This is a genomic window from Parapedobacter sp. GCM10030251, from assembly GCF_042666505.1.
Taxonomy (GTDB): domain Bacteria; phylum Bacteroidota; class Bacteroidia; order Sphingobacteriales; family Sphingobacteriaceae; genus Parapedobacter.
In genome coordinates this window covers 107,068-129,252 of sequence record NZ_JBHTDN010000001.1, presented here as the reverse complement: position 1 = coordinate 129,252, position 22,185 = coordinate 107,068, and the positions used below count along the sequence as shown (strand labels likewise).

Annotated in this window: 29 protein-coding genes and 1 riboswitch; of the genes, 13 read left to right on the top strand and 16 right to left on the bottom strand. The window is 48.4% G+C overall.

All coding sequences use genetic code 11. The features are described 5' to 3' along the window. Window positions 1–3 precede the first annotated feature (3 nt). The 6 genes from ACFQRK_RS00675 to ACFQRK_RS00650 all read left to right on the top strand — a co-directional run bounded on the left by ACFQRK_RS00675 (window position 4) and on the right by ACFQRK_RS00650 (window position 4,064). Entirely contained in the window at window positions 4–750 is a 747-nt protein-coding gene (locus tag ACFQRK_RS00675) for a TrmH family RNA methyltransferase (RefSeq protein ID WP_379002617.1), read from the top strand. Window positions 751–778: 28 nt separating this feature from the next. Further along, on the top strand, window positions 779–1,567 hold the full coding sequence (locus ACFQRK_RS00670; RefSeq protein ID WP_379002615.1) for an SDR family NAD(P)-dependent oxidoreductase: 789 nt from the start codon (window positions 779–781) through the stop codon (window positions 1,565–1,567). Continuing rightward, the gene (locus ACFQRK_RS00665; protein ID WP_379002613.1) at window positions 1,564–2,538 is read left to right on the top strand and encodes an NAD-dependent epimerase/dehydratase family protein; all 975 of its coding nucleotides are present in this window, start codon (window positions 1,564–1,566) and stop codon (window positions 2,536–2,538) included. Before ACFQRK_RS00670 ends, ACFQRK_RS00665 begins: the two co-directional genes overlap by 4 nt. Window positions 2,539–2,572: 34 nt before the next feature. Further along, window positions 2,573–3,112: a hypothetical protein gene (locus tag ACFQRK_RS00660; protein ID WP_379002611.1), complete on the top strand. Its 540-nt coding sequence runs from the start codon at window positions 2,573–2,575 to the stop codon at window positions 3,110–3,112. Between the two features lie 83 nt (window positions 3,113–3,195). Next, a complete protein-coding gene (folK, locus tag ACFQRK_RS00655) occupies window positions 3,196–3,690 on the top strand; it encodes a 2-amino-4-hydroxy-6-hydroxymethyldihydropteridine diphosphokinase (RefSeq protein WP_379002610.1) in 495 nt (164 codons plus the stop codon). 11 nt (window positions 3,691–3,701) lie between these two features. After that, window positions 3,702–4,064, top strand: coding sequence for an Hpt domain-containing protein (locus ACFQRK_RS00650; protein WP_379002608.1), 363 nt, complete (start codon window positions 3,702–3,704; stop codon window positions 4,062–4,064). An 8-nt stretch (window positions 4,065–4,072) separates the two neighbouring features. Here the strand turns inward: ACFQRK_RS00650 and purS are convergent, their stop codons facing one another. The 3 genes from purS to rho are packed head-to-tail and all read right to left on the bottom strand — an operon-like array spanning window position 4,073 to window position 6,584. Beyond that, window positions 4,073–4,327, bottom strand: coding sequence for a phosphoribosylformylglycinamidine synthase subunit PurS (purS, locus tag ACFQRK_RS00645; RefSeq protein ID WP_379002606.1), 255 nt, complete (start codon window positions 4,325–4,327; stop codon window positions 4,073–4,075). 25 nt (window positions 4,328–4,352) lie between these two features. Beyond that, window positions 4,353–5,030 carry a CDP-diacylglycerol--serine O-phosphatidyltransferase gene (pssA, locus tag ACFQRK_RS00640; RefSeq protein WP_379002604.1) on the bottom strand — a complete coding sequence of 226 codons (678 nt, stop codon included), beginning with the start codon at window positions 5,028–5,030 and terminating at the stop codon, window positions 4,353–4,355. Window positions 5,031–5,075: 45 nt separating this feature from the next. Then, window positions 5,076–6,584 carry a transcription termination factor Rho gene (rho, locus tag ACFQRK_RS00635; RefSeq protein ID WP_379002602.1) on the bottom strand — a complete coding sequence of 503 codons (1,509 nt, stop codon included), beginning with the start codon at window positions 6,582–6,584 and terminating at the stop codon, window positions 5,076–5,078. A gap of 538 nt (window positions 6,585–7,122) precedes the next feature. Between rho and ACFQRK_RS00630 the strand changes: the two genes are divergently transcribed. After that, entirely contained in the window at window positions 7,123–7,983 is an 861-nt protein-coding gene (locus ACFQRK_RS00630) for an N-acetylglucosamine kinase (protein ID WP_379002600.1), read from the top strand. A gap of 31 nt (window positions 7,984–8,014) precedes the next feature. Here ACFQRK_RS00630 and ACFQRK_RS00625 read toward each other — a convergent pair whose 3' ends face one another. The 3 genes from ACFQRK_RS00625 to ACFQRK_RS00615 form a co-directional block, all read right to left on the bottom strand. Next, on the bottom strand, window positions 8,015–8,698 hold the full coding sequence (locus tag ACFQRK_RS00625; RefSeq protein WP_379002598.1) for a metal-dependent hydrolase: 684 nt from the start codon (window positions 8,696–8,698) through the stop codon (window positions 8,015–8,017). 111 nt (window positions 8,699–8,809) lie between these two features. After that, the gene (locus ACFQRK_RS00620) at window positions 8,810–9,115 is read right to left on the bottom strand and encodes a YbaB/EbfC family nucleoid-associated protein (protein ID WP_379002597.1); all 306 of its coding nucleotides are present in this window, start codon (window positions 9,113–9,115) and stop codon (window positions 8,810–8,812) included. Between the two features lie 97 nt (window positions 9,116–9,212). Further along, window positions 9,213–10,154 (bottom strand): hypothetical protein, encoded by a 942-nt coding sequence (locus tag ACFQRK_RS00615; protein ID WP_379002595.1) that lies wholly within the window; start codon window positions 10,152–10,154, stop codon window positions 9,213–9,215. Between the two features lie 211 nt (window positions 10,155–10,365). Here ACFQRK_RS00615 and ACFQRK_RS00610 point away from each other — a divergent pair, with 211 nt between their 5' ends. After that, entirely contained in the window at window positions 10,366–10,746 is a 381-nt protein-coding gene (locus ACFQRK_RS00610; protein WP_379002594.1) for a DoxX family membrane protein, read from the top strand. A 36-nt stretch (window positions 10,747–10,782) separates the two neighbouring features. Here ACFQRK_RS00610 and ACFQRK_RS00605 read toward each other — a convergent pair whose 3' ends face one another. From ACFQRK_RS00605 to ACFQRK_RS00580, 6 genes are all read right to left on the bottom strand, one after another. Further along, on the bottom strand, window positions 10,783–12,093 hold the full coding sequence (locus ACFQRK_RS00605; RefSeq protein ID WP_379002592.1) for a voltage-gated chloride channel family protein: 1,311 nt from the start codon (window positions 12,091–12,093) through the stop codon (window positions 10,783–10,785). 29 nt (window positions 12,094–12,122) lie between these two features. Continuing rightward, a riboswitch (Fluoride riboswitch) is annotated at window positions 12,123–12,193 on the bottom strand. A 41-nt stretch (window positions 12,194–12,234) separates the two neighbouring features. Next, window positions 12,235–13,275 carry a glucokinase gene (gene glk, locus ACFQRK_RS00600; protein ID WP_379002590.1) on the bottom strand — a complete coding sequence of 347 codons (1,041 nt, stop codon included), beginning with the start codon at window positions 13,273–13,275 and terminating at the stop codon, window positions 12,235–12,237. A gap of 48 nt (window positions 13,276–13,323) precedes the next feature. Beyond that, a complete protein-coding gene (dinB, locus tag ACFQRK_RS00595) occupies window positions 13,324–14,484 on the bottom strand; it encodes a DNA polymerase IV (protein ID WP_379002588.1) in 1,161 nt (386 codons plus the stop codon). A gap of 75 nt (window positions 14,485–14,559) precedes the next feature. Then, window positions 14,560–15,189 carry a TlpA family protein disulfide reductase gene (locus tag ACFQRK_RS00590; RefSeq protein ID WP_379002587.1) on the bottom strand — a complete coding sequence of 210 codons (630 nt, stop codon included), beginning with the start codon at window positions 15,187–15,189 and terminating at the stop codon, window positions 14,560–14,562. 25 nt (window positions 15,190–15,214) lie between these two features. Further along, window positions 15,215–15,787: an efflux RND transporter periplasmic adaptor subunit gene (locus ACFQRK_RS00585; protein WP_379004631.1), complete on the bottom strand. Its 573-nt coding sequence runs from the start codon at window positions 15,785–15,787 to the stop codon at window positions 15,215–15,217. A gap of 32 nt (window positions 15,788–15,819) precedes the next feature. Continuing rightward, a complete protein-coding gene (locus ACFQRK_RS00580) occupies window positions 15,820–16,221 on the bottom strand; it encodes a hypothetical protein (protein WP_379002584.1) in 402 nt (133 codons plus the stop codon). A gap of 200 nt (window positions 16,222–16,421) precedes the next feature. Here ACFQRK_RS00580 and ACFQRK_RS00575 point away from each other — a divergent pair, with 200 nt between their 5' ends. After that, window positions 16,422–16,955 carry a YceI family protein gene (locus tag ACFQRK_RS00575; RefSeq protein WP_379002582.1) on the top strand — a complete coding sequence of 178 codons (534 nt, stop codon included), beginning with the start codon at window positions 16,422–16,424 and terminating at the stop codon, window positions 16,953–16,955. On the opposite strand, the gene ACFQRK_RS00570 is transcribed toward ACFQRK_RS00575, so the two are convergent. The 4 genes from ACFQRK_RS00570 to ACFQRK_RS00555 all read right to left on the bottom strand — a co-directional run bounded on the left by ACFQRK_RS00570 (window position 16,950) and on the right by ACFQRK_RS00555 (window position 19,529). Beyond that, the gene (locus tag ACFQRK_RS00570) at window positions 16,950–17,579 is read right to left on the bottom strand and encodes a class I SAM-dependent methyltransferase (RefSeq protein ID WP_379002581.1); all 630 of its coding nucleotides are present in this window, start codon (window positions 17,577–17,579) and stop codon (window positions 16,950–16,952) included. The two genes, ACFQRK_RS00575 and ACFQRK_RS00570, sit on opposite strands and share 6 nt — an antisense overlap. A gap of 12 nt (window positions 17,580–17,591) precedes the next feature. Continuing rightward, the gene (locus ACFQRK_RS00565) at window positions 17,592–17,984 is read right to left on the bottom strand and encodes a RidA family protein (protein ID WP_379002580.1); all 393 of its coding nucleotides are present in this window, start codon (window positions 17,982–17,984) and stop codon (window positions 17,592–17,594) included. A 107-nt stretch (window positions 17,985–18,091) separates the two neighbouring features. Then, window positions 18,092–19,159 (bottom strand): fatty acid desaturase family protein, encoded by a 1,068-nt coding sequence (locus tag ACFQRK_RS00560; RefSeq protein WP_379002578.1) that lies wholly within the window; start codon window positions 19,157–19,159, stop codon window positions 18,092–18,094. Between the two features lie 178 nt (window positions 19,160–19,337). Beyond that, complete coding sequence (locus tag ACFQRK_RS00555) at window positions 19,338–19,529, bottom strand: cold-shock protein (RefSeq protein WP_379002576.1); 192 nt, start codon at window positions 19,527–19,529, stop codon at window positions 19,338–19,340. 166 nt (window positions 19,530–19,695) lie between these two features. Between ACFQRK_RS00555 and ACFQRK_RS00550 the strand changes: the two genes are divergently transcribed. From ACFQRK_RS00550 to ACFQRK_RS00535, 4 genes are all read left to right on the top strand, one after another. Next, complete coding sequence (locus ACFQRK_RS00550) at window positions 19,696–20,016, top strand: hypothetical protein (protein WP_379002574.1); 321 nt, start codon at window positions 19,696–19,698, stop codon at window positions 20,014–20,016. 73 nt (window positions 20,017–20,089) lie between these two features. Further along, window positions 20,090–20,536, top strand: coding sequence for a class I SAM-dependent methyltransferase (locus tag ACFQRK_RS00545; protein ID WP_379002573.1), 447 nt, complete (start codon window positions 20,090–20,092; stop codon window positions 20,534–20,536). 72 nt (window positions 20,537–20,608) lie between these two features. Beyond that, a complete protein-coding gene (locus tag ACFQRK_RS00540; protein WP_379002571.1) occupies window positions 20,609–21,457 on the top strand; it encodes a methylated-DNA--[protein]-cysteine S-methyltransferase in 849 nt (282 codons plus the stop codon). 10 nt (window positions 21,458–21,467) lie between these two features. Then, window positions 21,468–22,181 (top strand): 2OG-Fe(II) oxygenase, encoded by a 714-nt coding sequence (locus ACFQRK_RS00535; RefSeq protein WP_379002569.1) that lies wholly within the window; start codon window positions 21,468–21,470, stop codon window positions 22,179–22,181. Window positions 22,182–22,185: the final 4 nt, after the last annotated feature.

Below are 22,185 nucleotides of genomic sequence, written 5' to 3'. Positions count from 1 at the left end.
ACAATGCTATCAAAACCGCAAATCCGTATCATCACCTCGCTTCAACATAAAAAATTCCGAAGGGAACATGGGTTGTTTATTGTGGAAGGTATTAAATCTGTCACGGAGTTTATCCATTCCGACTACCACGTAGTGCATATTTTCTATACCTCCCAAGCGGCTACAAAGTTGATTAAAATCCCGCAAAATATAAAATCGGAGGAGGTGGGCGAGGATGATCTCCAGCGCATCAGCACGTTGAAAACTCCGCAGGGGGTTTTAGCTTTGGTGCAGATTCCCCTCTTCCCGACGTTGACCGAGGACATGTTATCCAATGCGTTCCATCTGGTACTTGATGATATTCAGGATCCGGGCAACCTGGGCACCATCATTCGTACCGCCGAGTGGTTCGGACTGCAACGAATCATTTGTTCCAACGGGTCCGTAGACGCCTATAACCCCAAAGTCGTACAAGCCAGCATGGGGTCATTATCCCGGGTACAGGTGCATTATACCGACATCACCACGCTGGCGCACAAGGCGTCCGTCCCGGTTTTTGGCGCGGTGCTAAATGGCACTCCGATTTACGAAACCGATTTTGGCACCGAAGGACTCATCATCCTGGGCAATGAAGGCAAAGGCATCAGCGAACCGGTTTTAGCGCACATTCAGCAAGCCGTCACCATTCCAAAAATTGGTCGTGCCGAGTCTCTCAATGTTGCGATTTCCGCGGCACTTTTTTGCGCCGAATTAGCACGAAGAAAAAAATAGAAAAAATTTTCTCGTATTTTTACGTCCGATGGAAAAAGCATACGCATTAGTTACGGGAGCCAGTCAGGGCTTAGGGAAAGCGTTCGTTTTAGAACTTGCAAAAAGGAACATCCATACCATTTTGGTTAGCCTCCCAGGCGAAGGTCTGGCTTACATTGCGTCGCAGGTAGAAGCCTTGGGGCTGGAGGCCCATTGCTACGAAACCGATCTTACCCAAAAAGAAAACATCGTGGCATTGGCAGCGTGGGTCAATGAGCGGTTCCCGCTTAGCATTTTGATCAATAACGCAGGATGCGGCGGCACGCAAAGTTTCAGTGATGTCAGCGTGGATTATCTCGACCGCATCATCCAGCTTAACGTAAAGGCCACCTCGCTCCTCACCCATCAATTGCTTCCGAATTTACGGAAGCAAAAATCCGCATATGTACTCAACGTAGGGAGTGTGGCTGCCTATAGCCCCATTGGATATAAAACCGTTTACCCCGCATCCAAAGCATTTGTTCACAGTTTTACACGCGGGCTTTATCAGGAGTTTGCAGACAGTAACGTGTTCTTCAGCGTCGTCAATCCGGGACCGATGATGACCAATCCGGATTCCTCTGCGCGTCTGCAGCAACAAGGTTTTTTTGCTACGATGGGATTGCTTTCTCCCGAGCAGGTTGCAGCCATATCCATCCGGCAGTTATTTAAGCGGGATACGCTGATCATGCTCAATTGGGTTAATAAGCTTACCTGGATGGTCATGAAGTTTTTGCCGATTTACATCCGGCTGCCGATGTTGACCAATGCCATCAAAAAGGAAATCAATCGCGCATGAATGTACTGGTTACCGGAGCGAATGGCCTATTAGCTACCAACACCATCATCGCTCTCTTGTCTCGAGGGTATCGGGTAACTGGCCTGATCCGCGATCCGCATAAATTTCTATTGCCACCACAACCTAACCTTCGGTTGGCTGTTGGCGACATTACGCACGTGGAATCGCTGGAAAAAGCGACCGAAGAATGCCACTGCGTCATTCATTGCGCCGCAACCACTGATCAGAATTTGCTGCGCTACGAAGCCTATCATCGCATCAACGTAACCGGCACAGAAAATGTCATTCAGGCAGCATTAAAAAACGGGGTCAAAAAGATGATCTATGTCGGTACCGCCAATACATTTGGTTATGGCACCTTACAGGCGCCGGGTAACGAGACCCTTCCTCCCAAGGCACCCTTTAGCCAGGCTTGGTATGCAATGAGCAAGTTAGCGGGCCAGAAAAAAGCGTTAGCTGCAAGGCATCAGCTCGCCGTGATTGTCGTAAGCCCCACGTTTATGATCGGCCCGTATGATGGAAAACCAAGTTCGGGTGCGATTATCCGCATGGGGTATGGCAAACGATTGATATTCCATCCACCCGGTGGCAAAAATTTTGTAAATGTAGAGGATGCTGCCACCGGTGTAGTGGATGCATTGGAAAAGGGAAAAAACGGAGAGGCTTATCTTTTATCGGGAGAAAACCTCACATATCGGGAATTTTTCAAAAAACTGGGCAACCAAACCGGACGACGCCCCTTGCTCATTCCGGTACCTCGTCCGCTTTTGTTGACCGCAGGATATTTAGGCAATTTCCTCCGCTCCGTCGGCATCAAAACACCGCTTACCTCGATCAACATGAAAATTCTATGCATCCGGAACTACTATACCAATCACAAAACACGAAATGAGTTGGGGACGGCTTTTCACCCCATCGAACAAGGAATTGACAAAGCCATCCATTGGTTTAAAGTACACCGGATGCTGTAAACATAATTGGTATAACCTTTGCAAGGTTATCATCATGAAACGAATCCACATTCTAGCCGTCATCTGCATCGTAGTCTTTGCTGGTTTAGCATCGGTTAGCCATGCCCAACCCCGGACTACCGAAATCACGCGGAGAAATTCATGGATAAAAGTCGGATTAAATGCCGGCCTGCCCATTGCCCGGCTTGCTGATCAAGCTGCCTTTACATTGGGCGCGGAAGTTAAGGGCCAGCTCATGTCCACGCCGAATTGGGGACTGGGGATAACCTCTGGATATACACATTATTTCCCGAAGGAGGCGGCCGAGAATTTCGGTTCCATTCCAGCAGGCCTTTTTGCGCGTTATTATCCGGCAAAAAGGGGCTTTTTTATCGGCACTGATCTGGGTTACAGCTTCCAAACCGGCAGCCATCTCAATGGAAACGGCGGAATGTACGTCAGACCTCAAATAGGGTATCACAACCGCCTTTGGAATCTTTTCGGGTTCTACAATGGCATATTCCGTAAAGAAACGAACGGTGGGCACCTGCAATACCTCGGCATTGGAACAACGTTCAATATCCTGTTTGATTAACGTTCAGCCATTGTATTTGCGGTAATTGCGAATCTTTTTCTACTTTTGTCCGTGCAAAGACCTAACAATTGCTATTCATGCAAATGTCGGCATCAGTTACAACGGACACATATCTCCTTTTGGGCACCAATATGGGTGATCGCTTGGCATTGCTGAAACAAGCGCTTGAAGAGATTACCGAACAGGTGGCTCCGTATACCCGCATTTCCTCGATCTATGAAACAGCGGCTTGGGGAAACGTAAACCAACCCCAATACCTCAATCAGGTAGTGCAGGTAAGCACCTCCCTTCCACCCTCCGCGTTATTGGAAAAAACGCAGGCCATTGAAAAAAAATTAGGCCGCAAACGCCTTGTTAAATGGGAGGCCCGATTCATTGATATTGATATTCTTTTTTACGGGGCTCAAATTATTGATACGCCCGATTTACAGATACCTCATCCCCACATAGCTGAGCGCAATTTTACGTTAACACCGTTGGCAGAAATTGCGCCTATGCTAGTCCACCCTACGTTAAAAAAGACCGTCACCGAATTGTTACACCAAACAACAGACCGATTGCCGGTACACCGTTTATAAAACAACGACCTATGAGCAACATAAACTTTGAATACGCCAATATGGATTATCTTGAAGACTTGTCCGGCGGTAATGCCCAACTGATTAGGGAAATTCTGGCACTTTTCATTAAGCAAACGCCACCCGACATCGAGCTTCTCGCTTCTTATGTCAGAAATGAAGATTGGGAAAAAGCCTATAAGCAGGCCCACCACATCAAGCCCACCTTGGCTTATGTGGGTGCAAATGGAATGCGCGCTGAACTGCAAGAGATTGAGACTCTTGCCAAGAATCGTCAGAATCTCAACCAGATACCGGTTAGAGTTGACGCGCTTTTACCCAAACTTGAAATTCTCTATGGGGAATTAAAGGCCTATCTCCAGACAATCGGATGAGCACTCACTTATACCAGTGCCTTAATTTCAAAGTCATAGCTCTCCATAATTAGATTAGCTAGCAACTTTTTACAGGCTTCTTCAACTTTTTGACGTGCAACCTCCTCATTCGGTGCATCCACCTCCAGCGTAATGTGCTTACCAATGCGTACATTGCTGATTTCCGTGAGCCCTAAATTCTTCATGCTCCCGGTTACCGCCTTCCCTTGAGGATCCAGGATTTCTTTTAAGGGCATCACATTGATTTCTGCCAAAAAGTTCATATGCTACTTAATTTTTCAACGTGCTTTACGCCGTTCGCCTAAAATAGATAAATGAAAACAAAAAATATAGTACCAGTATAATTGGAACCGCCGCAAATTTAAGCAAACCAACGCATACTGCACTTAAAATTATAAAAATGAATTTCCACCGGTTTTTCTGCCACGACCGTGATTCCAACTTCAGCGAAAACAATCGGATATTACTGACTAACAGGGCACTCGTAACCACCACATTGCACAGCAAAAAAACCGGATGATAAATAAGGTGACCATAGGTTTCCGCAATGAAGGGCAGCGAGACGGTATAAAAAGCATTCATAGGCGTATTAAGCCCGATAAAGTCAGTCGACTGGCGTTCGTCAATATTGAATTTTGCCAGGCGGATGGCAGAGAATACAGTCACCACAAATCCGGCATAAGGCACATACATACTCTCGGGAAACGCGGCAGATAACAAGGTATACCAGATAGCACCGGGTACAAGTCCGAAGCTGACCACATCCGCCAATGAATCCAATTCTTTACCCATTGGTGATTTGACGTGCAGCGCCCGGGCGACCAATCCATCCAGAAAATCAAAAATTCCCGATATTATTACGCAATACGCAGCTATCTGGGGTTGTCCAGCCAATGCAAATGAAACGCCCACGCAACCACTTAGCAGATTCAGGCAAGTGAGCAAGTTGGGAAGGTGCCTTTTCATAATCAATGGGGGTATGCAATGGATGAAATACCCCCATAGCCAGGATTAGCCGTTCATACTAATGAGAAACTCCTCATTCGACTTGGTTCCGCGCATTTGTGCCAATAAGAATTCCATCGCCTCAGTCGAATTCATATCCGCCAAATGATTCCGCAATACCCATATCCGCTGCAACGTTTCGCGATCATTAAGCAGATCATCTCTCCGTGTACTGGAAGCAATGAGGTCAATCGCCGGGAATATCCGCTTGTTGGACAGCTTACGATCCAACTGCAATTCCATGTTACCGGTACCTTTGAATTCCTCAAAAATCACCTCGTCCATCTTCGACCCTGTATCGATCAAAGCCGTAGCCAGAATGGTCAACGACCCACCATGCTCGATATTCCGTGCCGCTCCGAAGAAGCGTTTTGGTTTATGCAGCGCATTAGCATCGACACCACCCGAAAGGATTTTCCCGGATGCGGGTGCCACCGTATTATATGCACGGGCCAAGCGGGTGATTGAATCCAAAAGAATCACTACGTCATGTCCGCATTCGACCATTCGTTTGGCCTTTTCCAATACGATATTTGCAATTTTAACGTGTCGTTCGGCCGGCTCATCAAATGTGGACGAGACCACTTCGGCACGTACGCTCCGAGCCATATCAGTTACTTCTTCAGGGCGCTCATCGATCAGCAGGATGATCAAATATACCTCGGGATGGTTCTTGGCAATGGCATTGGCCACATCTTTTAACAACATGGTCTTACCGGTCTTGGGTTGAGCGACGATCAACCCCCGCTGGCCCTTACCGATTGGCGTAAACAGATCCATGATACGCGTAGAATAGTTGCCGGTTCCGGTAAACAGCTTTAAGCGTTCGGTTGGAAACAACGGTGTAAGGAAGTCAAAAGGCACACGATCCCGCACATCTGCCGGATTCTGCCCATTGATAGCCTCAACCCGTACCAACGGAAAATATTTTTCTCCTTCTTTAGGCGGGCGGATGCTTCCGCGTACGGTATCCCCCGTTTTGAGCCCAAAAAGTTTGATCTGCGATTGAGACACGTAGATATCATCAGGCGAGGTGAGGTAGTTATAGTCCGACGAACGGAGAAAACCGTAGCCATCGGGCATAATCTCCAACACGCCTTCATTAACAATGACGTTATCGAAATCGAGGCTGGCCGTTGGCCCTTCTATCTTACTTCCGTTCGTAGCGGCGGCTTTTTGAGCTCCCTGCGCCTGTTCAGCACGCGATTCGATCGACGTTACGGTTTCTCTATTTTCACCAGCGGAATCCTCCTTTGTGCTTCTTACACTGACCGGTTCGCCAGCTTTTACGGTACGTGTACGTTTTCTCGGCTTGTCATCGACCAGGGAAGTCTCCTCTTCCGCCACGGCCGCTTCCTCTGCTTTCGCGGCATTCCTGGCCTCTTCTTCGCCCGTTTCAACAATCTTGCTGACCAATTCCTGTTTCCGGAGTTTATCTGCATCCGGAATGCCAATTAGCCTAGCTATCTCGCGCAACTCGGACACGAGCTTCGCATTCAATTCATTAATATTCATCAACTACTTAATAATAAATAATATAAGGATTTGCTTTTATACACAGAAATTTATCCACCGTGTTCCGCCGCACATTTTAACATAACAGTGTTCTAGCATTTGGTCTTCAGAAATCAAAGATTTTCGATGAAGTGTTAGGATAAACTTTGAGAATACTGCGCAAAGTAAAGGATTACATTTTGAATTTCAAAAAAATATTGAAAAAACACAAATCACCTGGCTTAATCAGCGTTTACACGGTTTAACGGTGCGCAACCGAAATCGAAGAACCAACAAAGAACCTGTATATCAACAGGATAAAATAGATGACTCCGCTAAAGAAACACAAAAACAAGGAAAAAGTTTGAATTATTGATATAAAAACCGGTATGTTAGACGAAAATTTTAGCGACCGTCCGGATGCAAAAACGAGCGTTAAGTCATTTTTTTAAATAAGCGGACCGATATTGTTATTTTTTTCCGGGAAAACTGTATTTTCGGCGCGTATTATCAAACGGATATCATTTAACAAAAAATACCAAAAACTAACACCCAACAAATGATTATTATTGCAGACGGAGGATCGACCAAAACCAATTGGTGCTTGCTGGATGACGCTGGAAAGAAAGTGTATTTCAATACGGAAGGTTACAATCCTTATTTTGTAAACAGCGAATACATTGTAAATTCGCTAAAAAAGGGCCTTCCCAAGGACCTGCCGTATGAACGGATTGTCGAGGTTAACTATTACGGTGCAGGCGTACACAATGAAGAAAAAGCAGCCATTGTCGTCGAGGCCCTCAAGCAAGTATTCGTAAACTCCCATGTATTTGTTGGGCACGACCTTTTGGCGGCAGCAAGGGCATTGCTTGGAGATCAACCTGGATTTGCTGCAATCCTGGGTACCGGAACCAATACCTGTATCTATGACGGAAAAGACATTCTGCATAACATTGATTCGGCCGCCTATATATTAGGAGATGAAGGCAGCGGCTGCTACATCGGCAAGAAATTATTGACCGATTACATACGCGGCTATATGCCAGAAGACGTACGGGCTGTATTCTGGGAAACCTTCAAACTAACTCCGGACGACGTGATGGATGCGGTTTATACGAAACCACTGGCCAATCGCTTTTGTGCAAGTTTCAGCAAGTTTGTCTATGACGTGATGGTCAACATCAACTATTCCCGCGGATTGGTGCAGACTTCTTTTGACGATTTCTTCCGCAATTTGGTTTCCCGTTATCCGGACTACCAGCGTTACACCTTCAATTGCATTGGTTCCGTGGGGTACAATTTCCGCAACGTTCTGGAAGATACGGCCATTCAATATGGTATGAAGGTTGGAAGAATCCTCCGGTCGCCCATCGATGACCTGGTGCAATACCATATCAACAACAAATCGGTCACTCAATAACGTAAAACCGAAACAATGCGGGCGCCGGCCTTTACAGGATTAAAGCCTCCCCGATACCGAGTAGGTGAAGATCAAGTCCGGCGTCTGCAAATTTCTTCTTAGCCGCGTTCTTATCGATGGTAATCGGGGGGAACGTATCGTAATGAATCCCCACAACGCGCGTACAATTGATAAACCGACAGGCGGTAATCGCGTCATCAACGTCCATGGTAAAATGCCCACCGATTGGCAAAAAAGCCCAATCGAGGCCCAACTGCTCCAACAACTTCATTTCGGTTGTCAAAGCGGTGTCCCCGGCGAAATAAATGGTTTTACCCCCACTTTTCACTATGTAACCGGCCGGAACACCCCCATATTGTCCATCTGGGGTCCCGTTGGTATGCAAGGCATATACCATTTTGATAGTGCCGAAATTGGTTTGCACCGTGCCTCCAAAGTTAAACGGAATGATCTGTGATTCTGGAATATCCTGCCGATTGACCCACATGGCGGTTTCCACGATCGCCATCACTTTCGCCTGGCTGTTTTTCTGAATCACCGCTACGTCCGCCACGTGATCGTCGTGTGCATGGCTTAATACAATGTAATCTGGCTTCAGCCGATTGATATCGATATGAGCAGCTTGGGGGTTCGGACTGATAAAGGGGTCGAACAGCACCGTTGCGCCTTCCAGCTCGAGCATCACGCTCGAATGACCGTAAAAGATCGCTTTCATCAGCAAATAATTTTATTTTGGTACGTTGAAGAAACTGCATTTCATCGCCATTTTCCAATGGTACAGACGCGGCAGTTTCATTTGTAAATTATTAATCCCTAATGGTTGTTATCATTGGCCAAATAAACCGCCCAAGCCACCCAGCATATCTTTTGCCGCACCCTGCATTTCAGCCTGGCTGATTTGCTCTGCTTGCTTCAGGGCGTTATTTACAGCCACGGCGAGAAGTTCCTCCAATTCCTCTTTATCTGCATTCGATAAAAAAACGGGATCGATATGTACTCCCGTCACTTCTTTATTAGCAGTTGCCGTTACCTTGATAAGCCCTCCTTCTGCCTCGCCCGTGACCGTAATGTGGTCCAGTCTTTTTTTGATTTCCTCGGCCTTCTGACGTGCCTCAAACAATTTATCAAACATCTTTCCCTATCAATTTGATCCCTAAATTAACAAATCCTCCCGAAATCAGAAAACTGCTTCTCATTTTTTGCGAACCAGAAATTCCGCAACCACTAGCTTAGGGTTGCTGTGCGCGGCCCTTCACCCGGAGATAGACTACACTGTTGTGAGGAAGCCCTAACGTCGTGGCCGGCGTGATTTCCAGCAGGTTTTGGAGGTAAACGCTGATAATGCCCGACAGCACTCTCCGCCGCGATTCTTCGAATTCCGGCATCACGAAAAACTTACCCAGCCGCAGCCTCCCATCGGGCCCAACCAATACCGAAAACGTATAATAAAAGTCTTTATAGGCTTTGTCAATGACGATATCGTACTCCGGATACAGGTACGCATAAGCTGATGACTGACTGATCAATTCGAGACTGTCGTATTGCCGGCGCTTAATTTCCAGGATCGGACTTTTGCTGATCAGCTTCGGATAATTTTTGGAAGAAAACGAACTATCCACGTTTTCCAGATTACGGTTCGCGCGGGCCACCATCTCCTTTACAAAAGCGCTATCGCGTTTTCTTGGCTTCCGTAATTCCGCCAACGGGATATCCAGTTGCTTGAGATAATCCTTTGAATAGAACCGCATATAGACATTTGAGCGGATTTTATTCACTTTCAATCCATCGAGGCTCAGCCGTTGAAGCATCATACTATCCGGATGCAGATCGATCACTTTCCAACTTTCCCTTGCAAAATGGAAGAACGAATCGTGATCGTGGGTAATCTGAAAATTAAAGGACGAATCGCTGCCCGGCACATAGATTTGTACCGCATCTTCGCGGGTAAACTTCACGTGCCACTCCGCCTCTTGCACAAAGCCGATCGAATCATAAGCCAGCCCATTGTCGAATGATCGACGTGCCTCATAAAAGTCGATACCTACGATGGGCGCAAAAGAAGGGCGTCTGGGGTCTTCGTCTTTTTCCTCAGCACCCGAACAACCTATAATGTAGCCGCAGAACGCAATAAAAAGAGCCTGGCAGCATCCTCCGATTAACCGATTTCGCATGGGCCGCTAACCTAATACAATTGCGTGTAATATGCAATAAATTTTATGTTACATTATCGGTATGCCTCGTCCGGAAACTCTCCAGCCACGCTGCCACCTACCCCGGCTGTTGGATCTTGGCATAAATGCCCCCCGAAATTGTCGCGTTTCAGGGATTTAACTATTGCGTAACGATGTTATATTCGCATGGTAATTCAACAAAAAACACATTATGAAAAGCAAAATTTTAACGGTTTTCTCTGCAATCTTCGGCTTACTGTTACTAAACAGCGGCCTCGACAAACACTTCCATTACATGCCTATACCCGAAGGTTTACCGGAAGAGGTCGTCAAAGACAACGCCGCGTTCATGGAAATCGGATGGCTGTTGCCACTCATCGGCCTAGCAGAAATTATCGGGGGCTTACTCATTATCTTTCCCAAAACCCGGGCTTTGGGAGCGCTGATCGTCTTCCCGGTGATGGTTGGCGTATTACTTACGCATATTCTTGTCGCACCGGAAGGGTTACCCGTCGTATTGGTTATATGGGCTATCCTCATATGGATTATCATCGATAACTGGCGAAAATACTTACCCTTAATCGGCAAATAACGGCCGGAGGTCCGATACCCGATTGACATCGGCAGGCTAGAGGTCGCCCAATTGCTTGCCGATGTAGGCGTTAAACCTGTTGTTCTTGGGTTCCCCGACCCGCTGTTTGAGATAAATACCGTAAGGTCCGGACAACAAATACGATACAATACAGGCGATGGCCACATAGATACCGCATTGGGCACCGAACAACTCCATTCCCATGAGCATGCAAGCGAGAGGCGTATTGGTTGCACCGGCGAACACGGCAACGAATCCCATGCCGGCCAGCAGTCCCATGGGGAGGGGAATAAAAAGAGCCAGGGTGTTTCCCAGCGCTGCACCGATGAAAAACAAGGGGGTCACCTCCCCACCCTTGAAACCAGCGGCTAACGTGACAATGGTAAAAACCATTTTTACCGCAAAATCATACGCAGGCAGTTGTTGGTCGAACGATGCAACAAGGGTCGGAATCCCCAACCCGATGTATTTGGTCGTGCCGATTAACAGAACAGCAACGGCCACCACCCCTCCTCCAACGAACGAACGCAATGGCAGGAATGGAATCTTTGCTTTAAACACCGACCCTACCGTGCGCATGGCCCTGCTGAACAGTGCGGCACACAGTCCGAATACGATACCCGCCGCGATCGCATAGACGACATGCAGCCCACCCATGTCGGGAATGGCTCCTATAGCGTAGTGTGTATGTGGCGCCTTCCACATCCGGGTCACCGCATCGGCGAGAATGGCCGATGCAAAAGCGGGAAAAATCGCATCGTATTTAATGCGGCCTATCAAAAAGACTTCCAAGCCGAAAACTGCCCCAGCCAAAGGGGTACCGAACACGGAACCGAACCCTGCCGCCACAGCCGATATAATCAACACCTTCCTATCCGCCGGACTCAGTCGAAACGGCTTGCTGAATTGATCGGCTATTGCGCCAGCCATTTGCAGGGCAGTTCCCTCCCGACCTGCCGACCCACCGAACAGATGGGTTGCAATCGTACCGACATACACAAAAGGAGCCATCTTGAATGGAATGGTGTTTCCCGGCCTGTGGATGGTTTCGATAAGCAGGTTATTTCCGGCTTCGACGTCTTTGCCGAAATACTGATAGAGCAACCCGATTGCGAGGCCCGAAACTGGAAGAAATGCAATCAGCCACAGATGGTTTTCCCTGACGGAAGTGGCCCATTCAAGCGAAAAAAGAAAGCCTGCCGATACGCTGCCTACGCACAAACCCAATACCGAACTGATGGCCAGCCATTTGCCGATATATGGAATAGCGGGATGCTTCCTGAAAAAAAATTTGACGCCGATTTTGGTGCTGCGGGCACGTGATCCCTTCCGATTTCGTTTTTGCATACGATCCTGATTAAACGTCTTTCCTATTCACTTAACCAGGCGTCATCAGCATCCCTTACGGAGCGGTTGGGTAAGGAAGAACACCATTTCCTTTTGTCGGGACAAATATAAAACAAAGCGGCGAATATCATCCATGATTCCTTAAAAATCACCTCCAAAAGCGCCAAAGTAAGCAGCCCCGATCAGGGCGGCCTTGCTATTCAATATTACCCGGATGGATACTTCCTCCAGCAGGTCCGTCATCTGGGAATTCTGGATAAACTGTCGCCGGAACAATTCCTCGCGCAGCAACGGATAAATCCGAGGCGGTATGCCGCCGCCTAATAGCAGTCCGCCCGTGGCTTTGTGTTTAAGCACTAAACTGGTGGCTTCCCGGGCCATATAAGCGACGAACAATTCCATGGTCTTCATACAAGTGGCGTCCAGTTCACGCATGGCCGCATGGCTGATTACGGCTGCTGGATCGTTGCCGGCCTTGAAGTTTTCCGTCAGCCACGCGGGTTCTTTATGGCCTTTCACATCGCGCAGGAAACGGTAAATCCGGTAAATACCCGGACCCGAGACCACATGTTCGCAGCTCACGATATCGCTCACGCCTTTTAAATAAGTCTGTAACTCGAGATCCAGCTCCGTACGCGGTGCGAAATCGCTGTGTCCGCCTTCGGTAGCAAATGGCCGGTACGCGGCGCCATCCCAGAACAAACCCGCTTCGCCCAGTCCCGTGCCCGGAGCAAGGATGGCCATGTTGCCTAGTGTCCCCTCACCCGGGTCAAACACTGGGGCAATGTCTTCAGCGGTCAGGCCCGTTAGCCCGTACGCCGTAGCTTCCAGGTCATTGATCAAGACCGCATGCGTGATACCCAGCTCGCGTTCCAGGCGATCTCCGTCGAGTTCCCATGATAAATTTGTCAGCTTCACCTGGTTATTCAACACGGGTCCGGCGACACCGATCGATAAGATGTAGGGAGCACTTGGGTTGGTTTCAAGGAATTGTGTGACAATTCCTTCAAAGGTAGCGTGCGCCTTCGACGGAACGGTGGTTTCCCGCAATAGCGTAAGCACGCCATCCCGTAATTCAAATAGCCCCAAACTGGTTTTTGTACCGCCGATATCGGCTGCCAGGATCGCTTTTCCGTAAAGATCACGCTTTTCCTTTTGGGGTAAAAACAGTGGATAGGACATGGTGTCTTTTTTGCTGCAAAATACAAAAAGCAATCCATATTATCCCTCTCAGTGCCTGGCTCCCTCATCCGGCAGGCAAATGCCCTTCTGGATGTATTGCACTCCATACCGGGTACGGATGTGATCCATTGCCTGCATCAGGTTTAATTCTTCCAATGTATCATTAAACAGATCGACTTGATAAGCACCTTGTATAAGATTCGAAAACCGCACGCCAACGAGCCGGACGAATACTCGCTCGCGGTAGAGTTTTTTAAACAACTCCATTACTTTTTCAGTAATTGCCCGATCTGAATTTGTATAGGGGATGCGTAATTGCCGGGTGTGCGTATCAAAATTAAAATATCGGATTTTCAGCGTAATGCACCCGGTTAGCTTTTTATCTTTTCGCAACTCAAACGCCAAGCTGTCAACGATATTCACCAAGACACGCCGAAGTACGTCCCTATCGGCGGTATCTTGGTGAAAGGTACGCTCTTTGCTCATTGAGCGTTGTTCACGGAAAGGTACCACAAGGCTATCGTCCAGTCCGTTTGCCTTACGCCAAATGGCCAGACCATTTTCACCCAATACCCGCTGCATGGCTTTCGCTTCCATTCGCTGTACGGCGCCAATCTGATAAATACCCAAACTACGAAGCAACGCATAACATTTTTCGCCAACCATTGGAATTTTCCGGATCGACAGCGGTGCCAAAAACTGCTTTTCCATGCCGCTTCGGACGTGCCGCTCGCCACAAGGCTTCGCTTCGCCGGTTGCGATCTTGCTAACCGTTTTGTTAACCGATAGACCAAATGATATGGGCAATCCCGTCTCTTTCATGATCCGCTGCCGGAGTTCCTGCGCCCATTTCCAGCAGCCAAAGAAACGATCCATGCCCGTGAGATCCAAATAATGTTCATCGATGGACGCCTTTTCGACAACGGGTGTGCACGCCTCAATGATTTCGGTAACGACACGGGAATACCTGCTGTACAAATCGTGATTGCCCCGCACCACGATGGCTTCGGGACACAACCTAAGTGCCCGTTTCATGGGCATGGCGCTATGCACACCGAACCGCCGGGCCTCGTAACTGCATGAGGCCACCACTCCCCGATCGCTGCTGCCACCGATCAGCACGGGCTTACCCATGAGGCTATTATTCAATAGTCTTTCTACCGATACGAAAAACGTATTCAAATCGCAATGTACCACGTGCCGTTCCATTGTGCTAATTATTTTAGTAATACAATATTCGTGATTACCCAATTAATTCGCAAGAACGATTTCCAATAAAATCAACTACTCATTCCCGACGAGTTCCTTCAGCGCTTTTACGATTTGCGGATCGGTATAATCCCTGCCGCCTTCCAAACGGCCCACCATCTCGCCGCGCTTGTTCAGGATAACCGTGGTAGGAATTGCTCCGCCCAAGTAATCGGAGGGAATGGGACTCGCTGGCGTGTAAACCGGCAAGTCGTAATTGTTATCCTTCATAAAAGCGGTAGATTGGGCGATCTTATTATCGACATCCACCATCAGGAACGCAATCCTGTCTTCTCCTTTAAAGGACTTTCGCAGCGCATCGATGGAAGGCATCTCGTGTATACACGGTGGGCACCACGTTGCCCAAAAGTTAATGAATACGACCTTGCCTTTCAACGAATTTACGGAAACGACGTTTCCGTTTTCGTCCTTGAACGAGACGCCAGCATCCGCCGGCGCTTCCGCCGCTACGGGTGCGGTTTCTTCGGCCACGGCTGCCGTTTCCGCTGCCGCAGAATCTGCATTCGCCGCAGTCCCCGTGCGGCTTTTATCGGCATTTCCACACGCCGTTAACGCCATAATTACCATTATAAAAATTCCAAAACGCATCGCCATACCGTTAAACTGCTTTTTCATCATCTGATTATTTATTCCAATAATATTCATTCAATCCGTTTATTCCATACAATATTCAATTAATTTTTCCGGTTTTGATTTCTTCCGAGGGTTTCACCAAAACGTTATCCGCAGCTGAGAGGTCGCCGAACACCTCCGTAAGGGTATCCAGACGGATACCCTCCTGGACGGGAATCCGCCGGATTTCGTCACCGTTCAACGTCATGACATAGGTTCCCGATTGCGTATTCAGCACGCTTTTACCCGGAACCCAATGTGAAGGACGGTTGCGTTGCAAGGTCAGCGTTACCCGTGCATAGTCACCGCCCTGCAATTCGCCCGATGAATTGTCCACGTCAAACTCCAGCGTCAGCGAGCGGTCCTGCCGGTCGAGCAGGCCTGAAGTACGGGAAAGCACCGCCTCAAAAACTTTTCCCGGTTGTGACCTGACGGAGAATGCCGCCCGCATGCCAGGTGTTACCGAAGCCGCGTGTTTTTCGGGCAGCGATACGGTCAGCCGCAGTGGATTCTCCTTGGACAAGCTGAACAGCGGCTCACCTGCGCCGGTGCCGGCCAGCGCACCGACCGAGCTGTTCCGCGCGGTAATGACGCCATCGAACGGAGCAGTGATGTGCAGGTATCGCTGCAGTTGCGCAACAGGACGAAGGGCAGGATTCGGTATTAAATGAGGAGTCTCCGGTGTTGGAGAAATAAAGGTAATGTACCCGGAATTTTCAGGTTCCCATACCGGGGATGCGGTTGTTCCTTGGCGCGCGTAAGGCCGATCAGGGAGAGCAAGGCCATGGCCATGAAAACCGCGGGTAAAACGTCGTTAAGACTGGTAGCGGTCGTCCGCGAAATTTCAGTATCAGCGGTTTTATCGTTGACACAGGTCTCCGCACCGTTTCCAAACACACGGATTGCGCCTTTGGGTACGCTTTGCTCCGTATTGACCGGAAGGCCCACTAGACTTTTGATACTGCTTTTTACCTGGCACGACAGGATCAACGTAAAAAACATAAAGACGAACACCAGGAAGTTTCGTCCATATTTTTTCGAAATCGTTGATAATATCCTATCCATCAGCGGCCAAATTTAGCCCATTTTTTTTGGACAAACAAGAACCTTGATTGCTATTACGCTATAAATTTTACGCAATTCGCAGCTATTATTATGCAATTACGGCATACGGTTAACGCGTTTTGCGACGCGCTCACCTTCAGAAAACTATCGTAAATTCCAACGGCAAACGTGTATATTTGCGATCGATTAATTGCACTTTTATGAAACGAATCGCCCTGATAACCGGCTTTATCGTGATGCTGTCCCTTTCGGCATTCACCGCAGTGTATTTGACGTCCTGGCAAGTAAAAGAAAATGATTACAGCGTCAAATTCAGCACCAAAGGTGCCTCCGGCACCCTATCCGGGCTGAAAGGTACCATCGATTTTGACCTGACCGACCTTGCAAATTCGCGATTCGATGTTACCGTCGACGTAAACACCATCGATACCGGCATTGGGCTTAAAGACAAACATGCGAAGGCCGAAAATTTTCTGGATGCCCACAACTATCCGACGATACGTTTTGCTTCATCAACGATCACTCCATCCGACGGTGGATTCGTAGCTACCGGCCAGCTTACCATCAAAGACGTTTCCAAGGAGGTAACGATTCCCTTCACTTTTGATGAACAAGGCGATGAAGGAGTCTTCCGCGGTACGTTTGAGCTGAACCGGAAGGACTATCACCTGGAAAAAAACAAGATCGGCGAAATCATCCAAGTTGAACTGGTGGTGCCGGTAAATCGGCTATAACGGCTTATTCTTTTTGCAGGTGATCAGGAAAAACGGGTAATTCTCCTCAATTTCTGTGACCTCAACCAGGCCAGCTGTTCCAAACTCCGCGTTAATGGATTCCCGGTCATAAAAGAACAGCCGCACGCCGCCGAACATTTCGTAGCGATCCGCACTGATCAGCCGGCCCTGTCCATACGTGGGTGCCCGTTTGGAGATGACGGCAAATACCATATAACCATTTTCCGACAGCTGGTCGTAGCAGTCCTGGATCAGTTTCCTGCGTTCAGCCTCGCCCAGCAAATGAATCAATGCGTAGCAAAATATTCCATCGTACCGATGCGTATCAAATGGCATATCGGTTACCGAACCATGGTAGAGGGTTATTGTGGCCCCGAAATGCTTTCTTGCCATTTCAATGGCCGTCTTCGAAATCTCAATCCCCGTCACTTCCATACCGATTTCCCTGAAAATCTGCGCATTTCGTCCATAGCCAAAGCCGGGGATGAGAACCGTTTTCACCGACTGCCGAGCAAAGAAATCCCTCGCTACAATTGCCGATTTCGACGGCTCAAAGCCCCACATCTCGCGCTTTTCAGCGAACGCAGCCTCCCAAAATTCGGGTTGGTCGTTATCACCTGTCACGACGATTTCAATTTAAGCTATTCCCTTTTTCGCTATGCAGTCGATTTCTACTTTAATGCCCTTTACGAGTCCCGATTGCACGGTTGTCCGTACCGGTCTTATCCCCGTGAAGTACGTTTCATAGACCGCATTAAACCGGTCAAAATCGTTGATATCCGCCAAGTGGACGGTACACTTGATCACATCGTCGAGCGTCATACCGCCTTGGTCCAATAGGTACTGTAGGTTTTTGATCGTCAGGTGAGTTTCTTCCTCGATGGTTCCCAGGACAAAGGAAGAGGTGGCGAAATCCACCGGACCTTGCCCGCTCACATAGAGGCAACCGTCTACCAACAAGGCGTCCGAGTACGGGCCGGTCACAAATTCTTCTTTACGCAGGGGATGTGAAAAACGTTTCTTTTCCATATATTCTCTGGATTACATTAGTGGGGCAAATTATAAAAACGGGCGGAGTTTCCGCCCAAATATCTTTGTTTTTTTACCTGTTGGCATTCCCGTTCGTGCGGCGGCCGTCACCCTCTGCCCAGCCGGTAAATGTGGCGCAGGTGGGAGGCAAACGCGTGACCCATCGTGCGGTGCTCCAGATACGTTACGCCGAACTCCTTGCAGGTGGCCTTCACCAATTTGTTGATGGCCGGATAATGCACATGGCTAATGCGGGGAAAGAGGTGATGTTCCACCTGGAAGTTAAGCCCGCCCAGCAACCACGATACCGTGCGGCTGCCCGTCGCGAAATTGGCCGTAGTACTGAGTTGATGAACCATCCATTCTTGTTCGATTTTGCCACTTTCTCCGTCAGCAACCGGAAACTGCGTCGCTTCCACCACGTGGGCCAGCTGGAAAACCACTGCCAGGCAAAAACCGCAGGATACACCCACGATCAGCCAGCCGATAAGCGCGGGGAGCCAGCCTACCGCAACAATCGGAATAACAAAGTATACCGCCGCGTAAGACAATTTGGTACCCCAAAAGATCAGGTGTTCGCGTAGCGGCATTGCTTTTCGCTCCGCCTGCGGCCCCATCTTACCGGAGAAATATTTCTCGAAGTCCTGAAACAGCACCCACGCAATGTATGAGATTCCGTATAGCACAAACCAATACGCGAACTGGAACCGATGGAACCAATGACGCGGCTGATCAGCGTGCATGCGCATGAATTTGATGTCGATGTCATGATCAAGACCGTCGACGTTGGTGTAGGTATGGTGGCTGATGTTATGCTTCTGTTTCCAGAAATAGATCGTCCCGCCGAGCATGTTTAGCGTATACGCCGATATGTTGTTAATCCAAGCCTTTTTCGAAAAACTTTGATGCCCGCCCTCGTGCATGATATTAAATCCGATTGTTGCAAATGCAACCCCGAGAAGGATACACAACATGCAGGAAAGCCATATGGGCATAGATAGCGAAAGCAAAGCGGCATACAGGCCGAAAGCGGTGCATACCAAAAGTATGCTTTTAATATACAGCTTCCGGTTGCCGGTATTGGAAAGCTGCCGCGTTTTGAAGTAATCGTTTACCCGCGTGCGGAGCGTGCTGGCAAAAGGTTTATTGGTGCTGTTGAAACTGGTCTTGGACATGTAATGTTATATTAAAAAAAATAAAAAGTTTCCGAATATACGGAATCGAAGACCGGCAGCTGAGCGGCGGTGGTATATTTAACCTTTTTTAACACCGGCCACGGCTGCGGTACTCCGCAAAAAAAACCATCCGGGCATAATCTCCGGATGGTTTCTATACAATATTTGAAAAATGGGATTAAATCAGTTTTACATTTACTGCATTGAGGCCTTTCTGGCCTTGTTCGACTTCAAAAGAAACCTCATCGTTTTCCCGGACACGGTCTTTCAACCCCGAAGAATGAACAAATACGTCACGTCCACCTTCGTTAGGGGTGATGAAACCGAAACCTTTGGTTTCATTGAAAAATTTTACTACGCCTTCTTGCATGGCATCTTGAATAAAAAATAAATAAAATAAATTAATTGGCAGTAAAGGTATAAATAATTTACTGAAAATCAGCTTTTTTCTTTGGATAGTTTTATTCGATCGTTTTTGGGAAGCCGGCAAACATTGCCGACACTGAATTGTTTTACGGGAAAATTACCGGGAACTCATGAAAAAGAATAATTTTGAAGACGGGATCGCCGCCCCCCTGCAAGTGCCCGCTGAGCACGATCCAGGGGCTCCGCTGCAGGAGCGCACGGTGTTCGCTTTGGCGGACCTTGGCAAAGGTACGGCGAAGAAAGTAGCTGCGAAACTCGCCTTGTTAGGCGACGTCGATGCCAACGAAATACAGGTGAAGGAAATCCTCGAAGCGCTTTTTGACAAAGGCCTCGTAAACGGCTCAGATAACGCCGGCAATCGGGAGTACAACCTGGCAAAGGAGACCCGGCCGCATCGCGGACGTGTCGATCCCGATGCGCCAATGTATTGACAAAGCGAAACCTTATGCACGCTCAGTAGGCGTAGCCCACTGGCCTTGCGGGGCGACTCTTAACCGAAGCAAAATGGCACCAATCATTTCACAGCGTCTTTTGGAAATTGTGGAAGCCCTGCCCTTAACGCATGGCCTCCGGGTATTGGAAATTGGTTGCGGCACCGGCGCAGCAGCTCGTGAAATCGCAAAGCGGATCGGTAACGGGCACGTATTAGCCATCGATCGATCTGCAAAAGCCATCGAACAAGCCATCCGCAGTTCGCAACCGGAAATCAACAAGGGCACTTTGCGATTCCTCCAAGCAAAAATTGAAACGTTTGAATTGCCGGAAAACCAGCAACGATTTGACCTGGCCATTGCCGTCCGCGTAGGTGCGTTAGACGGACGCCACCCCGAGCTCGAACAGCAAGCCCTGTTAAAAATTGCCGCAGCATTAACCGATAACGGCAAATTGTTCATAGACGGAGGAAATCCCTTGAAAGAAAAGCCTCTTCCCAAGCCCAACCGCACCACCTGATACATAGAGCACGTTTCGGATTTTATGGCAATGAATTGTTTTGGAAATTTGCAGTAGAGAAAATTCATTGTTATGAACATACAAGCTAGCATCAATTACCATCGAATTGCGGAAGCAATCGATTACATCAGGGAAAATTTTAAATCGCAGCCCAACTTGGATGACGTAGCAGAAAAAATCCATTTGAGCCCATCGCATTTTCAACGGCTATTCACCGAATGGGCGGGAACCAGTCCGAAGCGCTTTTTACAGTACATCAGTGTTGAGCATGCGAAGCGACTGTTAAAAGAAGAACGGGCCACTTTATTCGACACCGCCTATGAAACCGGACTTTCCAGCACGAGCCGGTTACACGACCTGTTTATCAAGATCGAAGGGATGACGCCCGCGGAATACAAGAATGGCGGAAAAAACCTAGTCATCCATTACAGTTTCGCCGAAAGCCCCTTTGGTCCACTGATCGTGGCTTCCACACCAAAAGGTATATGTTACCTGGCTTTTCAAGAAGACGAGGCGAAGGCGTTGAGCGACCTTACCGCCAAGTTCCCAAACGCCACCTTTCTGCGGAAATTAGATTTGCTGCAACAAAACGCACTGTTCATCTTCCAGAACGATTGGCGCGAACTCCACCAAATAAAGCTGCATTTAAAAGGTACAGACTTCCAATTAAAAGTATGGGAAAGCCTATTAAAAATTCCGATGGGCAGCTTGTCAACCTATAGCAGTGTCGCCGACCGGGTTGGCAATCCCGGTGCTTCCCGCGCGGTCGGCACAGCCATCGGCAGTAACCCGGTCGCCTTCCTCATCCCCTGCCACCGGATCATCCAATCATCGGGAGCTTTCGGCGGATACATGTGGGGGGCAACCCGAAAGGCCGCCATCATCGGCTGGGAAAGGTCAAAAATCCATTCGGGAACTTAAACTGGCCGCCATGCAACACCTCATTGAAAGAATAAAAAACACAGATTGGCAAAACGTTACCGAACAGATGCACCTACAGGGATACGCCATCGTTTCCCGCCTCTTGACCGATGAACAGTGCAACGCGTTGAAAGCCCTGTACGATCAATCGGATCGATATCGAAAATCAGTTGTCATGGCTCGGCATCGGTTTGGTTTAGGCGAATACAAATACTTCAGTTATCCACTACCCGAGGTGATCCAGACGCTCCGTACACATATTTATCCGTATCTCGCTCCGATTGCGAATACGTGGTTCAAGGTACTGAATATGGGGTCCGAATTCCCCCTAAACCATGCAGCCTTCTTGGAAAACTGCCGCAAAAGCAACCAGCAAGAGGCAACCGTGTTGATCTTGAAATACGGCAAGGGAGGCTTCAATACCCTACATCAGGACCTGTACGGCGATGTGTATTTCCCCATGCAACTGGTATTCATGCTTGATGAGGTGGACAAAGATTTCACCGGTGGAGAATTTGTACTGACGCAACAAATCCCAAGGGCACAATCCAAAGCAATCGTATTAACACCTAAAAAAGGAGATATGCTAATTTTTACAACCAATTTTAAACCTGAGAAGGGATCGAAAGGGTATTACCGGGTGAACATGAAACACGGTGTAAGTGAAATAAAAGATGGCGAGCGCCACACGTTGGGAATCATTTTTCACGATGCATTAAACTAAGCCT

Coding starts and splice junctions, on each gene's coding strand:
- purS (WP_379002606.1), bottom strand. CDS start 4,327: ATGAACTTTTTGGCAGAAATCAATGTGATGCCCTTAAAAGAAATCCTG.
- ACFQRK_RS00650 (WP_379002608.1), top strand. CDS start 3,702: ATGAGCAACATAAACTTTGAATACGCCAATATGGATTATCTTGAAGAC.
- ACFQRK_RS00660 (WP_379002611.1), top strand. CDS start 2,573: ATGAAACGAATCCACATTCTAGCCGTCATCTGCATCGTAGTCTTTGCT.
- ACFQRK_RS00555 (WP_379002576.1), bottom strand. CDS start 19,529: ATGCAAGAAGGCGTAGTAAAATTTTTCAATGAAACCAAAGGTTTCGGT.
- ACFQRK_RS00620 (WP_379002597.1), bottom strand. CDS start 9,115: ATGTTTGATAAATTGTTTGAGGCACGTCAGAAGGCCGAGGAAATCAAA.
- ACFQRK_RS00575 (WP_379002582.1), top strand. CDS start 16,422: ATGAAACGAATCGCCCTGATAACCGGCTTTATCGTGATGCTGTCCCTT.
- ACFQRK_RS00565 (WP_379002580.1), bottom strand. CDS start 17,984: ATGGAAAAGAAACGTTTTTCACATCCCCTGCGTAAAGAAGAATTTGTG.
- pssA (WP_379002604.1), bottom strand. CDS start 5,030: ATGAAAAGGCACCTTCCCAACTTGCTCACTTGCCTGAATCTGCTAAGT.
- ACFQRK_RS00615 (WP_379002595.1), bottom strand. CDS start 10,154: ATGCGAAATCGGTTAATCGGAGGATGCTGCCAGGCTCTTTTTATTGCG.
- ACFQRK_RS00545 (WP_379002573.1), top strand. CDS start 20,090: ATGGCACCAATCATTTCACAGCGTCTTTTGGAAATTGTGGAAGCCCTG.
- ACFQRK_RS00590 (WP_379002587.1), bottom strand. CDS start 15,189: ATGAATATTATTGGAATAAATAATCAGATGATGAAAAAGCAGTTTAAC.
- rho (WP_379002602.1), bottom strand. CDS start 6,584: ATGAATATTAATGAATTGAATGCGAAGCTCGTGTCCGAGTTGCGCGAG.
- ACFQRK_RS00560 (WP_379002578.1), bottom strand. CDS start 19,159: ATGTCCAAGACCAGTTTCAACAGCACCAATAAACCTTTTGCCAGCACG.
- ACFQRK_RS00670 (WP_379002615.1), top strand. CDS start 779: ATGGAAAAAGCATACGCATTAGTTACGGGAGCCAGTCAGGGCTTAGGG.
- ACFQRK_RS00630 (WP_379002600.1), top strand. CDS start 7,123: ATGATTATTATTGCAGACGGAGGATCGACCAAAACCAATTGGTGCTTG.
- ACFQRK_RS00625 (WP_379002598.1), bottom strand. CDS start 8,698: ATGAAAGCGATCTTTTACGGTCATTCGAGCGTGATGCTCGAGCTGGAA.
- folK (WP_379002610.1), top strand. CDS start 3,196: ATGTCGGCATCAGTTACAACGGACACATATCTCCTTTTGGGCACCAAT.
- ACFQRK_RS00580 (WP_379002584.1), bottom strand. CDS start 16,221: ATGGATAGGATATTATCAACGATTTCGAAAAAATATGGACGAAACTTC.
- ACFQRK_RS00550 (WP_379002574.1), top strand. CDS start 19,696: ATGAAAAAGAATAATTTTGAAGACGGGATCGCCGCCCCCCTGCAAGTG.
- dinB (WP_379002588.1), bottom strand. CDS start 14,484: ATGGAACGGCACGTGGTACATTGCGATTTGAATACGTTTTTCGTATCG.
- ACFQRK_RS00540 (WP_379002571.1), top strand. CDS start 20,609: ATGAACATACAAGCTAGCATCAATTACCATCGAATTGCGGAAGCAATC.
- ACFQRK_RS00535 (WP_379002569.1), top strand. CDS start 21,468: ATGCAACACCTCATTGAAAGAATAAAAAACACAGATTGGCAAAACGTT.
- ACFQRK_RS00605 (WP_379002592.1), bottom strand. CDS start 12,093: ATGCAAAAACGAAATCGGAAGGGATCACGTGCCCGCAGCACCAAAATC.
- ACFQRK_RS00675 (WP_379002617.1), top strand. CDS start 4: ATGCTATCAAAACCGCAAATCCGTATCATCACCTCGCTTCAACATAAA.
- ACFQRK_RS00665 (WP_379002613.1), top strand. CDS start 1,564: ATGAATGTACTGGTTACCGGAGCGAATGGCCTATTAGCTACCAACACC.
- glk (WP_379002590.1), bottom strand. CDS start 13,275: ATGTCCTATCCACTGTTTTTACCCCAAAAGGAAAAGCGTGATCTTTAC.
- ACFQRK_RS00610 (WP_379002594.1), top strand. CDS start 10,366: ATGAAAAGCAAAATTTTAACGGTTTTCTCTGCAATCTTCGGCTTACTG.